13 protein-coding genes are annotated in these 13,504 nt (G+C 41.7%); 5 read left to right on the top strand and 8 right to left on the bottom strand.

Features of this window, described 5'->3' with window-relative positions:
• Positions 1–641 precede the first annotated feature (641 nt).
• Together M5U24_RS11920 and M5U24_RS11915 are read left to right on the top strand one after the other, a co-directional pair.
• A complete protein-coding gene (locus M5U24_RS11920) occupies positions 642–836 on the top strand; it encodes a hypothetical protein (RefSeq protein ID WP_099326491.1) in 195 nt (64 codons plus the stop codon).
• Positions 823–1,071: a hypothetical protein gene (locus tag M5U24_RS11915; protein ID WP_099326490.1), complete on the top strand. Its 249-nt coding sequence runs from the start codon at positions 823–825 to the stop codon at positions 1,069–1,071. The genes M5U24_RS11920 and M5U24_RS11915 overlap by 14 nt, the downstream gene beginning before the upstream one ends.
• Before the next feature lie 208 nt (positions 1,072–1,279).
• Here the strand turns inward: M5U24_RS11915 and M5U24_RS11910 are convergent, their stop codons facing one another.
• Together M5U24_RS11910 and M5U24_RS11905 are read right to left on the bottom strand one after the other, a co-directional pair.
• A complete protein-coding gene (locus tag M5U24_RS11910; protein WP_298202553.1) occupies positions 1,280–2,701 on the bottom strand; it encodes a DUF4139 domain-containing protein in 1,422 nt (473 codons plus the stop codon).
• Between the two features lie 172 nt (positions 2,702–2,873).
• Positions 2,874–3,512, bottom strand: coding sequence for a nitroreductase family protein (locus M5U24_RS11905; RefSeq protein ID WP_298202551.1), 639 nt, complete (start codon positions 3,510–3,512; stop codon positions 2,874–2,876).
• Positions 3,513–3,910: 398 nt separating this feature from the next.
• Here M5U24_RS11905 and M5U24_RS11900 point away from each other — a divergent pair, with 398 nt between their 5' ends.
• Complete coding sequence (locus tag M5U24_RS11900; protein WP_298202549.1) at positions 3,911–4,417, top strand: O-acetyl-ADP-ribose deacetylase; 507 nt, start codon at positions 3,911–3,913, stop codon at positions 4,415–4,417.
• Positions 4,418–4,663: 246 nt separating this feature from the next.
• Here the strand turns inward: M5U24_RS11900 and M5U24_RS11895 are convergent, their stop codons facing one another.
• The 6 genes from M5U24_RS11895 to hemW all read right to left on the bottom strand — a co-directional run bounded on the left by M5U24_RS11895 (position 4,664) and on the right by hemW (position 10,603).
• Positions 4,664–5,428 (bottom strand): radical SAM/SPASM domain-containing protein, encoded by a 765-nt coding sequence (locus tag M5U24_RS11895; RefSeq protein WP_298202548.1) that lies wholly within the window; start codon positions 5,426–5,428, stop codon positions 4,664–4,666.
• A gap of 117 nt (positions 5,429–5,545) precedes the next feature.
• Positions 5,546–6,469, bottom strand: a complete 924-nt coding sequence (locus tag M5U24_RS11890) for a radical SAM/SPASM domain-containing protein (protein ID WP_298202546.1) — start codon at positions 6,467–6,469, stop codon at positions 5,546–5,548.
• The gene (locus M5U24_RS11885) at positions 6,459–7,568 is read right to left on the bottom strand and encodes a glycoside hydrolase family 99-like domain-containing protein (RefSeq protein ID WP_157820705.1); all 1,110 of its coding nucleotides are present in this window, start codon (positions 7,566–7,568) and stop codon (positions 6,459–6,461) included. The genes M5U24_RS11890 and M5U24_RS11885 overlap by 11 nt, the downstream gene beginning before the upstream one ends.
• 56 nt (positions 7,569–7,624) lie before the next feature.
• Positions 7,625–8,608 carry a polyprenyl synthetase family protein gene (locus tag M5U24_RS11880; protein ID WP_164994930.1) on the bottom strand — a complete coding sequence of 328 codons (984 nt, stop codon included), beginning with the start codon at positions 8,606–8,608 and terminating at the stop codon, positions 7,625–7,627.
• Positions 8,609–8,823: 215 nt separating this feature from the next.
• Positions 8,824–9,381, bottom strand: a complete 558-nt coding sequence (gene efp / locus M5U24_RS11875; RefSeq protein ID WP_099326483.1) for an elongation factor P — start codon at positions 9,379–9,381, stop codon at positions 8,824–8,826.
• 25 nt (positions 9,382–9,406) lie between these two features.
• Complete coding sequence (gene hemW, locus M5U24_RS11870) at positions 9,407–10,603, bottom strand: radical SAM family heme chaperone HemW (protein WP_298202545.1); 1,197 nt, start codon at positions 10,601–10,603, stop codon at positions 9,407–9,409.
• Between the two features lie 518 nt (positions 10,604–11,121).
• Between hemW and M5U24_RS11865 the strand changes: the two genes are divergently transcribed.
• Both M5U24_RS11865 and M5U24_RS11860 read left to right on the top strand, forming a co-directional pair.
• Positions 11,122–11,961, top strand: coding sequence for an alpha/beta hydrolase (locus tag M5U24_RS11865; RefSeq protein WP_164994928.1), 840 nt, complete (start codon positions 11,122–11,124; stop codon positions 11,959–11,961).
• An 866-nt stretch (positions 11,962–12,827) separates the two neighbouring features.
• A complete protein-coding gene (locus tag M5U24_RS11860; protein WP_099323558.1) occupies positions 12,828–13,394 on the top strand; it encodes a YqgE/AlgH family protein in 567 nt (188 codons plus the stop codon).
• Positions 13,395–13,504 lie beyond the last annotated feature (110 nt).

Here is a 13,504-nt window from a genome sequence, read left to right as displayed (position 1 = left end):
GACCCGTGCAGCAAAAATTAACAAGTACAATAAAGTGCGTTGTAGTCTTTGAGATGTTACTGTTAGTAGTATAGATATCTCCGAAACCTTCTGTGAAAAGAAAGGGGGGATGCTGCGAAGTGTTGAAGTTAGTTCAATAGCCTGATATGCGATGGATAAGTACTGCATATCAGGCTATTTTTTTGTAGCTATTTTAACGTTTAGTACCTTGGCAGTAATTTCTTTGCACACTTCCATTCGTCAGTGCGTGCTTTTTGGCAAAATATTTAATGGTGAAGTCCTAAATGCTAAATTTCAATCCTCCTCCCCTCTACCAGCGTCAGCGGGGGAACATTCTCCCCCTTTGAAGGGGACAAGGGGAGAGAATGTTAGAATTTGTTTCGTATTTCGTGCTATGCCAGTTTAGGAATTTTCAATATTTTTGCAGAGACGCATTGCTTGCGTCTATACATTAACATCAACAACACTCGTCATGTCGCACTTGCGACACCCAGAAACAATGAAAATGGTTTTATAACCATATCGTGTTGTAGTATATGTATTTAAGCTATTTTTTGTAGCCTTACTTCCGAGTCGGAAACATCTGGCATTTCTGTTTCTGTACTGGTTCAAATGTATAGGGCCATCCAAAAGGTATCAGCTTGTCATTGCAAGGGCATCAGCTTGTCATTGCGAGGGTCTTTTCCGAAGCAATCACAGTATACTACGAGATATTTCGTGACGTAAGAAACGTCATATCGCGGGAGAAGCAAATTAAGGGTGGCTCAAGGGCTAAAAAAATAGAATTAATTAATGTAATGAATGCAGGATGGAAGGAGCTCTATGACGGTTTATGAGGTTGCTTCGGAAAAGACCCTCGCAATTACAAGCGGAGAGACCCTCGCAATTACAAAGCGGAGACCCTCGCAATTACAAGCGGAGACCCTCGCAATTACAAGCGGAGACCCTCGCAATTACAAGCTGAGAGACCCTCGCAATTACAAGCTGAGAGACCCTTGCAATGACAAAGCGTATACCCTTGCAACGACAAGCGGATGCCCTTGTAATGACAAGCATGTGATTTTGGTATGATGGATAGAGCATCGGATTTATAATCCGCTTCCACTTATAATGACAAAATAAGTCATCAGTCATCATGTTGCATTTGCAACACCCAGAAACGATGAAAATGGTTTTATAGCCATATTATATTGCAGTACCAGTGCTTGAGCTATTTTTTGTAGTCTTATTTTTGAGCCGGTCATCATGCCGCTGCAACCGTAATTCTTTTCACGTTACATTACAATCCCACCTTTATGCGGTATGAAACCTTCACTTCTTTGCCTTTGGGCGCTTCAATATCAAAGCGTATGGTAAATGCGTCTGTTTTCTTATACGGATGACTATTGCTTATAATACTCCAGTTTCCTGGCAACGTCTCAACAATACCAACTACTATATCTTCTTCTTTATGATTTCTTATCGAAATTTCCCACTCTGTTTCGTGGATTTTTGTGGTGATCTGTTTATAATCTATCTGTATTCGTTCAACGGTTACGTCAAATGCTTTTCCAATGTTTGCCTTTATTTCTTCATGTACCGGTGTATGATTTATTTGGTCTTCGCCGATAAACTGAATGGCGCCGTCTTTGTCTTGTTTAAAGAATCTAATAACGCCGCCGGGGATAGGCATACCTAGATTACTTTCCTTCGTATTTTTAAAGTTTAAAAGGACATTTACGTCTTGTTTTTGTTTTTCATCCCTAAAAGGTCTTGTATATGAATACATGTTTCCGTGTACAAGGAATTCCTTCCGAATCGTTACATTCGATGCATCAAATAAACGAATTTGCTTTGTTTGATTATTTCCGATGGTAGTACTTCGTTGTAAACTATAGGTGTGATATTCGAAAAACCCCTTTTCTTCGAATTGCTGGGATACCGCCATCTGCATCTCTGCCATTGCAAAGGCGCGTTTTCTTTGAACATCCGGTAAACGATGAACATCTCCCGCCACAAGTGAAAACCTGGCATTCTTATACAGTACACCACTCTGATTGTTTATTGTTGCCCATCCGGATAATTGCGCGGCTGTCTCCTCTTCGTTGATGGTCATAAGGTAATCCGCATGCCAATTCATATTATTCGTCAGATAAGAAATCTCCAGTGTGTGGGGTTTTTCCGATGTGTTTTTATAAAGCCAAGTGAGTGTAGGTACAGTAAACAGTTTGTCCGGCAACTCCGGCAGGATTTTTATCCCCGGATGCTCTAAGTATAGTTCATTGTCTATTTCGAAAATCTGGCCATCGGTATTATTCAGCAGCGTAGCAGCGATTGTATCCTTTCTGTCATGGTATTTATTCCATATCTGAAGTTTAATTGTTTTCCCCACATATTTATCAAGCAGTTTATTTGTATTTATAAGATCATATTCAAACGATTGTTCCAGTAAAGAAAATTTGTCAGGTTCAGTCAAAGAAGCAACAGAGACTGTTTGAGGAATGATCTGTGACGCAATATCACTCACATATAACTCACCTTCACCCACAGGAAGGGAGATATTTCTCGTGTCTCTTATGAAACCCGTGTTGTTATTATAGACGACAACCTCTACCGAAACCTGATCATTGAGGGCGCTGTTTGTCGCCTGGTTGCCTGCGTATGATGCTGTTTGTGTAATAAACATTGTTATAAAAGACAAAATAATCATATTGATCTTCATACAAAATCACCTGCTAAAAAAGGGTTAATGGGGTAATGATAAACAATAGTGTAATAATCTGGTTTTCTGAAAAATCGTAACACTTTAGCTTTTCGCTGTCTCTTTAGTTACTACAGGGATACTTCCACTTCATTTTAGTCGTGAGTTGTTCATATGTCGTTGTCAAGGTTATTTACTGGCGCCCTTTTCCCAAGCCATACTTTTCATAATAAGTAATTTTATCCAGACTGAATCTTGGCCGTTGAGGGGGTGTCTCATCAGGATAACCGATGGGAAGTAATGCAATAATTTCAATGGTTTGTGGTATTTCTAAAATCTCTTTCACCTTGTTATCTTCAAACCATCTCACCCAGCAAGTACCCAACCCCAACTCAACCGCCTGCAGAACCATGTGCTCAATTGCGATATCGGTATTTCCCGTTGCGGCTATTAACAGGTGCCACTTTATATCTTGATCCAACCCCCCTTTTTTTAACGACGGAACAAATACTTCCCGCGATTTTGCAGGTAAAGCGCCTGCTTCAATCAGCTCATCTATCCTCTGGGGAAATTCTCCAAAAGCCTTTTTATCAGCGCAACACGCTATAATAAGCGGCGCCTGGCCAACATGACGCTGGTTGTATGCAGCAGTCTGCAATTTTTTAATTGCCTCACTATCTCTAACAATGATAAACCTCCACGGTTGCGTATTTGAACCGGAAGGCGCAAGCCTGGCGCTTTCCAATAATTGTAGTATCAATTCATCCGGGACCGGATCCGGTTTGAACTTTCTTATACTGCGGCGTTTTTGAATAGCTTCTCTTACCTCCATGCTAAAATCCCCGATTTGTTATTTCTTTCAAGATAGTGTAAACTGTGCAATAATTTCCACACTATACGGTGTTATCAGTATCTCTGTCAACTGCTTACTCCGTGGTGATTTTATTTTTTTGTAACACTTTAGTTCTATGAAAAAAACCGCTCGTTTCCAAGCTCCGGCTTGGGAACGGGATTGTTTGAGAAGCTCCAGCTTCGAATGGAAAAGAGAATGGGCCTATGTCAGCTTGTACTTTTCACTATGTTATCAAGATATTTGGCGTCCTATTTTGAGCTGAATAATTCTTGCTAAATGGAAGCGAGAGCTTCCATTACCATTGCACGAGTATTTTTGTTTTTTCAAAAAAACTAAAGTGTTACATTTTTTTTGTACTTTTTTTAAGGCATCATATTATGTCAAAAATTGTTATTAATGATTCTACTCTTGAACTTACCATAGGCGATATTACACTGCAGGATACTGATGCAATTGTAAATGCGGCAAATACTACGCTTTTAGGCGGTGGCGGGGTCGATGGCGCAATACATAGGGTGGGCGGACCCAAAATACTGGAAGAATGCAAAAAAATCGGAGGGTGTCCAACCGGAGAGGCAAGGGTGACTGCAGGTGGACATTTAAAAGCGCGATATGTTATTCATACAGTAGGTCCCGTTTACCGGGGAGGGGAAAAAAATGAACAGGTGCTGCTTGAAAACGCATATCGAAATAGTCTGAAAGCCGCCTCTGATCATGCTGTCAGAAGCATTTCATTCCCTTCAATAAGTACCGGCGCATACGGATATCCCATTGATAAAGCCTCGAAAATCGCATTGAAAACGGTAATCGGGTATTTAAAAAATCATTCAGGCATTCGCCTGGTGCGATTTGTGCTTTTTAACAATGATGCATACAAAGCATGAAAATGAAAGAATGCAATGAACGAATGTATCTCAGAGCAGAATATTTAATGGCGAAATTGGTCTACTATCACATTCGTACAGTTTTTTGAAAATCAGGGGCGAGCATTTGCCCGTTTGAGCAAAATGCATTTAGGACAAATTAGTGAAATTGGTCCCCACATTCGATTATTGGAATTTTTCAAAAACTAAAGTATTCAGCTTAACGGTTTTCGTATTTCGTGCTTTTTTGGTTCCGGCTATGCCAACTTAGGAGTTTTGAAATTGTTGCCTGTTTTTTAATTTCATTTTCCGGAAAAACGTCCTTCGCTCTTTTCTATTTTGTGGAGGCATATCCTCAATAGGCGGATTTGAATTTCTTAATGGTTCATCGCACTGCATACACACAGTAAAGGATATTCCATCGTTCAGCATTTTGCTTTTCCGGACAGCGATTTCGCATATCTCGCTGTCAACGAGATTCCCCAGCAAAGCAGTGCCGGTAAGATCATGGCAGCATGCAAGTACATTTCCTTCCCACGTAATAAACGTATGATACCTGAAAAGCCCGCAATTCCCCGTTTTGGCCCCATAGTCACGCCGTTCATATACGCCTGGCGCCCTTACATTACCGCCACGGCCATGGCAGGCAACCATGTATGAAGGAATACCCATGTCCCTCCAGAAGCGCTCATACGCTTCATGCTCATCCTGATTCATTTCTGTGAGTATCCCTGTGATTCGGAGTCCGACATTTCCGGCAGATAGATTTATCAACTCCATAGCCCGCGCTATCGCCTGATCATAAGGCGTTCCCGGGCACAATCTTTCAAAAATATCTTTTCTCAAGCTGGGGAAAGAGAGTGTGATAACATTTGGCCTTGCCTGAACAAGCGCAGGAGAAATAGTGTCCCCTAATGATGCCGGATTAACAACAATGCCAACATCGCCCCCACTACCGCGTAGTTCCCGTATCCATTCAAATACCATCGGATGCGATAATGGGTCTCCCATACCGGAAAACGTTATGAACAAATTACAGCAAATGCTTCGCCCCCACATTGCGATTGTTGGAATTTTTCAAAAAACTAAAGTATTACAGCTTATGACGGTTTTCGTATTTCGTGCTTTTTTGGTTCCGGCTATGCCAACTTAGGAATTTTGAAATTGTTGCCTTTTTTTTAATTTCATTTTCCGGAAAAACGTCCTTCGCTCTTTTCTGTTTTGTGGAGGCATATCCTCAATAGGCGGGTTTAAATTTCTTAATGGTTCATCGCACTGCATACACACAGTAAAGGATATTCCATTGTTCAACATTTTTCTTTTGCGGGCAGCGATTTCGCATATTTCGCTGTCAACGAGATTCCCCAACAAAGCGGCGCCGGTAAGATCATGGCAGCATGCAAGTACATTTCCTTCCCACGTAATAAACGTATGATACCTGAAAAGCCCGCAATTCCCCGTTTTAGTCCCATAGTCACGCCGTTCATATACGCCTGGCGCCCTTACATTACCGCCACGACCATGGCAGGCAACCATGGATGAAGGAATACCCACACCCCTCCAGAAGCGCTCATACGCTTCATGCTCATCCTGATTCATTTCTGTGCGTATCCCTGTAATTCGGAGTCCGACATTTCCCGCAGATAGATTTATCAACTCCATAGCCCGCGCTATCGCCTGATCATAAGGCGTCCCCGGGCACAATATTCCAAAAACATCTTTTCTCAAGCTGGGAAAAGAGAGTGTGATGACATTTGGCCTTGCCTGAACAAGCGCAGGAGAAATAGTGTCCCCTAATGATGCCGGATTAACAACAATGCCAACATCGCCTCCACTACCGCGTAGTTCCCGTATCCATTCAAATACCATCGGATGCGATAATGGGTCTCCCATACCGGAAAACGTTATGAGGCTTCCTTCCCTGACGAGTTTTTCACTTATCGCTTTAAATGTTTCTTCACTCATTATGCCTGTTTGCCGTGTTATTGAGTCGCGCGGACAGAGAAGGCATTCAGCGCGACAGATATTCGCAATTTCCATGTCAACAGACACGAAGGCCCACTCAGATGGCATTGTGTTTCTCCTTTCTCACCGCTTCAAGCCATGCCGTGCCAAAACGGGCGTCAGGTTCCAGATAATGCCCTTCACTCCACTCATTCCATGACGCTATAAAACAAAGCGGAGTCGTGTTGTTTCTCATTGTATAATGTATTGCTTTCCTGAGAAATCCTGAAAACAGTTCCGGATGTTCATTCACCACAATTGGCCACCATGGATAGCGGAAGGGTTTTTGGTTTCCATGTAATTCTCCGCGTGGCGAAGCATCCCAGCCGGGAGACACGGAAGGATAATAGGCAAGGTTTGATCCTTCGGCAAAATAGTTCCATTCACCGCTTCGGATACCAGTCAGTTCGCCATAATCCTGCAGATACCCACCTTTCCACTCAGGCAGCCACACGTAATGGCTTAAACTGTCAAAGCCTGCTCTTTTAAATTCCATGATCATTGTCACCGGCGGATTGATCGCCATGATATGTAGTCCCCGGTACCCTTTTCTCACAAGATACTCTTTCGCCCGTTTTATCGCTTTGCAGGCAAGGTCAACTCCCAGTTGCCGTAAAAAAAAGGCACTGTCGAAAATGGAAAACAACGGCATGTTATCAATGAGAAAATAGTTCGTCCTTGAAAAATATCTTTCTTCAAGATATTGAATCAATTCCATAAAATCATCGGGGTCGGTATATACCAATCTGCCTGGATCTATTTCCGGTCCATGATCATGCCTGACAGGCAAAACACCACGTGGCATTCGATTCGCCCACATAAGTGAGAACGGGAAATCGCCGCCCCCGCCTTTGCCGAGAAAACCGTTATCAAGCGCCGCGCCCAATACCCGTTTTCCTCTTGACCAGAAAAATCCGTGAACAAAAAAATCGATCCCGTATTCACGGGCAAGACAGACCTGTTTTTGTGAGGTGGAAGGGAGTGAATCATCGTATGGCCCATACAACGGGATACGAGGTTGATTGTGTTCTGCAAAACGGGAAGGCGCATTCAGTACAAGATCCCACTCGCACCAGCCATGAGGGAAATTACGGTCACGTTCAGGGCACGCATGCCAGCCGGGATACACATATGCACCAATAGCAAGCCGGTTGATTAAATTACTCAAGTTACTGCCGCCCCTCTTTGCCCTTCTTCGAGGAAAACTCTTTTCCCAGGTGGGTATTACGACATGCGCTGTGCCATAAAAGATGCTATTTCTTTGAATATTGTTTTATCGTCAACGGGTATCTCATTAATTGTTTTGTATGCTTGTTGCACCAGATTTTCCGCATAATCCTGGGCATATTTCATCGCATCATATCTTCTATACACATCAAGCACCCATTCTATATCATCAGCAGTTGTTTCTTCCCGTGGTTTTAACATAATTTCGCGCAGTTTTTTCTTTTGTTCCCCGGAAGCAATTTGCAAAACATATGAATAGAGGAAACTGGCTTTCCCCTCTTTTATATCAGAACCGATAACCCCCCCACGTCCCTTTCCATGCGTCAGGTCAATAAGATCGTCCCGTATCTGGAATGCAGGCCCCATGTTTTTGCCAAGCATCCATATCTTTTCGACCACTTCGTTTGAGGCGCCGGCAACAATAGCGCCGCCCACCATTCCGCAAGCAAGATAATAACCCGTCTTAAGTTCCACCATTTTCATATATGCAGCCACAGTAAAACTTTCTGCGGCGCGTGCGTTAATATCAAGGGCCTGGCCTTCCACCGTTTTCCCATAGGTCAACGTCAATGCCTCTAATAATTTTAAGCGTTTTTCCGGAGCAACGGGACTTGCAAGCGTGCTTTTATAGGCGCATGCAAGAAGATAATCGCCGGCGTTTATTGCATTTGCCGTTCCATATTTTACCCATACGGTGGGTTGGTCCCGCCTTACGGTATCGCCATCCTCAATATCATCATGCATAAGAAACATGTTATGCAACACTTCTATCGCAAGGGCAAAGCTTAATGCATTCTCAGGGTTGCCGCCCAATGCTTCACACGTGATAAGACATATTGCCGGGCGTACCCGTTTGCCTTTTGTGTTCATGTGATACCATATCGGCTCGCTGAGATAGTTTTCTTCGTCTACGGGAATCAGTTCCCTGAGCATATCATCAATCTTTGCGCCATACGTTCTTATAGAATCTTCTATGCCCATTTTCTCCTCATTCTCTTTCAGAACTTCGTATATTTAAATCAGGCTGCCTTAGTTGGCATAGCCAGAACCAAATAAGCATTAAATACGAAAATCGTCATAAGCTTATAATAGACCAATTTCACCATTAAATATCTTGCCAAAAAGCACGCACTGACGCATGGAAGTGTGCAAAATAATTACTGCTAAGGTACTAAACATTTAAATAATGACGGTGACTATTCCCTGCCCAGGAATTCACCGGTCCTTGTATCTACTTTTACCTTTTCGCCGGTATTTATAAAGAGCGGCACTTTTATGATGAGTCCTGTTTCCAGGGTAGCAGGTTTATAAACATTCACGACGGTATCTCCTTTCATTCCTGGATCTGTCTCAACTATTTCCAAAACAACGGAAGTAGGAAGCTCTACCGACAGTGCCTTATTTTCATAAAAAGCTATTCTTGCCTGTGTATTCAGTTTCATGTAAGGAATAGCATCTTCCACCGCTTCTTTCGGCAACATTATTTGTTCATAATTTTCCGTATCCATGAAGCAGTAGCTATCACCTTCCTTATACAAATACTCCATAGTGCGGTATTCGAGAAATATATCTTCAACCTTATCAGTTGACCGGAAGCGCTTCTGAACAATATTCCCCTGTTTTAAGTTCCTCAATTTTGCCTGTACCATACCACGCCAATTGCCCGGGGTTACGTGCTGAGATTCTACCACCACATACAGATCATTATCGAGTTTTATCACTCCACCCTTTTTCATTTCAGTAGCACTAATCAATTTCGTTACTCCTAAAAAACAACCGTTATAAAAATTCCGACATAACACTGTCAGCCACAAATAAGCCTTTTTCCGTCAGTTTCAGCCTTTTATCATCGTAATTCACCAATCCAAGGCATTGCAAATCTTTCATCTGTGTTCCAAATTGATCCTCGATTTTATAACCAAAACGGTCATAAAATTCAGTTCCGGAAATACCACGAAGCATACGCAAGGCCATCACAATAGTTTCAGATGCATATTTGCGCTGCGGCAAAGATTCACGAAACACCTTTACCTCTGTGTTGTCCTCTATTGCCTTTATGTATTGCAGCACATTCCTTTCGTTCATAGTTCTTTCACCATCAAGAAAGGAACATGCGCCGGCGCCAATGCCTATATACCGCTTATTATTCCAGTAATTTATGTTGTGGACACATTCGTAACCAAGCCTGGCAAAATTTGATATTTCATAATGACAATAGTTATTTTCATGCAAAAAACGTATAGCCGTTTTATACATTTTTAATTCAATCTCTTCATCTAATTTACTAATAGCGCCATTTACTGCCTTTTTTGCTAACGGAGTCTCTCCCTCATAGGTAAGGGCATACGTTGATATATGCTCCGGTTGCAATTCCACAGCCATTCGTAAATCCCGTATCCATTCATCCAACGTCTGCCCCGGATATCCAAAGATTAAGTCAATATTGACATTTTTAAACCCCTCGGAGATAATCAACTCTATGCTTTGAACTGCAACTGCACTTGTGTGTATTCTGCCAAGAAAGTTTAAATACCTGTCCTGAAATGATTGCACCCCCACGCTTATGCGATTGACGCCGCATTCCTTCAACAACCTTACTTTGCCTCTCGTCAGAGTGCCAGGATTTGCCTCCACCGTGTATTCCGGCGCATCGGCATTTTCAGGACATCTCCTGATACTATGAAGTAGGGTCTTTATCTGGTTTTCATTTAATATTGTGGGTGTTCCTCCGCCAACGTACACGGTATCGCAGGCATATCTCTCCGCAAAGGCATTTAACTCCTTTTCAAGGGCATTTATATAACGGTCGATTATATCTGCTTCTGATACAATAGAGTTAAAATCGCAATAATCACACTTTTTAGAACAAAAGGGGATGTGAAGGTAAAGGGGCAATAACGGCTTTCTTATTCTGTGCATTAGGAATGGTTGATTAAGGGAATTCGTGTGTTTTTCTTCAATAAAATATTTTTCCATCTCATTTTACCTTTATTTACAATGCATTCAAGGGAATTTCTTTCTCTCCGCACGCAACACAATGTATAGACACGGCGCCCCGTATCACTACGAATTTTTTAATCCGTGTAATCTGTGGGTCCCTTTTCTGCGTAAATTTGTATCCTACTGCAGAATTTAGTTATATTTGTGCAATTTTTCAGATACTATAGTATTGCCCTGTAAAAACCTCTTTTGTTGTAAGTTTTTCTTCGTGCCCTTTGTATTCTTCGTGGCTAAAGTAGAGACGCACGGCTGTGCATCTCTACATTTTGGTTGCAGCTTTGCTGCGCTGTATATTTTATATGTCTATGAGAGAGAACTGGATAAGGTTGCTCCCACATACATTCTCCCCCCTTTCAGACTATAGATTACCCTGTAAAACCTCTTTTTTTGTAAATTTTTCTTCGTGCCCTTTGTATTTTTCGTGGCTAAAGTAGAGACGCACGGCCGTGCGTCTCTAAATTTTGGTTGCAGCTTTGCTGCGCTGTATATTTTACATGACTATGAGAGAGAACTGGATAAAGGTTGGCTCCGCAACAATACATTACTTCGTAGCCGGCGACGGGGACCGGAATGTTGTACTTCTTCATGGAGGGGGTACGAATTCCGCCATGCTTTCGTGGAAATATGTTATTCCCCATTTATCACAAAAATATAAAGTATTTGCGCCTGACTGGCCATCATACGGGCAGAGCTCCGCCTTTACAGGCAATTATACCAGTGACCTGTTAATAGATTTCCTTAGCCGCCTGATGGATGCATGGCAACTACAAAAGGCAAGCCTCGTTGGCCTTTCAATGGGAGGTGCTGCAACGCTGGGATATACCCTTATTTTCCCTGAACGCGTAGGTAGTATTGTTTTGGCTGGCAGTTATGGATTACAACACAAGGCTCCTTATCATACGTTATCGTACTTATTATTACATATGCCGTTTTTTAGTAAAATTATCTGTGAATGCATTAGGGGAAGCCATTTTGTTATAAGAAGTTGTTTACAAAAAACATTCTGTGACCACCGGTTGATTTCCGATGAACTGGTGCATGAAATACATACGGTCGCACAACGTTCATGCACTGAAAAGGCTTTCTTTTCATGGCTAAGGAATGAGGTATTATGGAATGGCATGCAAACGTGTTACGCACAACGTTTTCATGAATTGCAGACAAGGACATTATTGCTTCACGGAGAATGTGATTCCCTTGTTCCTTTGTACTATGCACAACAGGCGGCCTCATTAATTAAAAACGCACGGCTGCATGTTATTAATAAATGCGGGCACTGGTTGACGAGAGAACGTCCGGAAGAATTCAATCGGGTGGTATCGGCTTTTTTGTAACACTTTAGTTTTTTGAAAAAACAAAAATGCTCGTTCCAAAGCTCCGGCTTGGGAACGCAATGGTATTGGAAGCTCTCGCTTCCACTCAGCAAGCATTATTCGGCTCAAAATAGGACGCCAAATATCTTGATAATATACTGAAAAGTATAAGCTGACATGTGCCCATTCTCTTTTTCATTCGAAGCTGGAGCTTCTCAAACAATCCCGTTCCCAAGCCGGAGCTTTGGAACGAGCGTTTTTTTTCAAAGAACTAAAGTGTTACGCTTTTTTAGATGAATCGTAACAGTTTGCTTAACAGATAGAGTGTATTCCCGATTTTTTGTGATTTCCGCCATGTTTCAATGAAACGTTGCAGTAGTGTTAACCCTGACAGGGTTTCAAACCCTGTCAGGGTTGTTTTGCCCCGACTCCATGAACGCTTACAAACAATCGGGAATGCACCCGTTTGCTTTTTTAAAAAAAAGGTATCTGGCTAAAAATTAATTCGGGGGTTACACTTTAGTTCTTTGAAAAATTCCAATAATCGCAGTGTAGGGTCGAGGCATTTGCCGTAAATTGTCATAAATGCGTTCAAACCCAAAGGAGGCAAATGCTTCGACCCTACAATTTGGGATAGTTCAGCAGCGGCAATTCATGGAATTTTTAAAACTAAACTGTTGCGCTGAATCTTATAATTAAACTACAAATAAACCATGAATGAATATAGATAAATACTTTGTATTTCTCTAAAACATACCATAGAATGATTAGTCTATTTGTCAGTTTTATTTCATTTTTGCGCTGTCAGTAGTTTTCAGGTTGCCATGTAATACAAGATTGCAGAAATTCAGATATTTATTTATAGGAATAAATAGGAGTTATGGATAATGGAAATAGATGTTGGCAAGGGATCAATACTTATTGCTAATCCGCAGGGCACCGATCCGAATTTTATGCAGACAGTAGTGCTAATATGCGAACATAGCAAAAGAGGGACATTGGGTTTAATATTAAACAAAACATTAGGGAAAAAAGGACAGGAAATATTTGTTTCTTCTGCCAATACCAAGACAAAGGATAAAGAAATATTTTTTGGAGGCCCTGTCGATACAAACAATATGTTCTATCTTCACGGCAACTTTAAAAATGAAACACATAATTGTGTGAAAATATGTGAAGGGGTTTATTTAGGTTCAAATCAAGGATGTTTCAATGCGTTTATGTCTCGTAAAAATGTATCGGATAATATTTTTCGTCTTTATCTTGGCTGTGCCTGCTGGTCGGGCGGACAGCTTGAATCTGAAATTGAGACGAAGTGCTGGACGGTGGGTACCGCAACTGAAAAAATGGTATTCTATCCTAGCCCGGATAATATATGGTGGAACATCTTACGTTCAATCAGCAGTATTGACCCTGAATTTCCCTATGATAATGCGGAACCAATACTGAACTAAAAAACATTAATATTGAAATTCCTAAACGTTCAATTAGGGCGGATTGGCACGGACAAACTTGTTTGACCGTGCCACCTTGCAACGAATTTTTATTTAAAATGTATAAATCC

Source organism: Candidatus Kuenenia sp. (assembly GCF_027493735.1).
Classification (GTDB): Bacteria; Planctomycetota; Brocadiia; order Brocadiales; family Brocadiaceae; genus Kuenenia; species Kuenenia stuttgartiensis_A.
The sequence above is the reverse complement of the archived record's forward strand: the minus strand, read 5'-3'. Positions and strand labels throughout refer to the sequence as shown.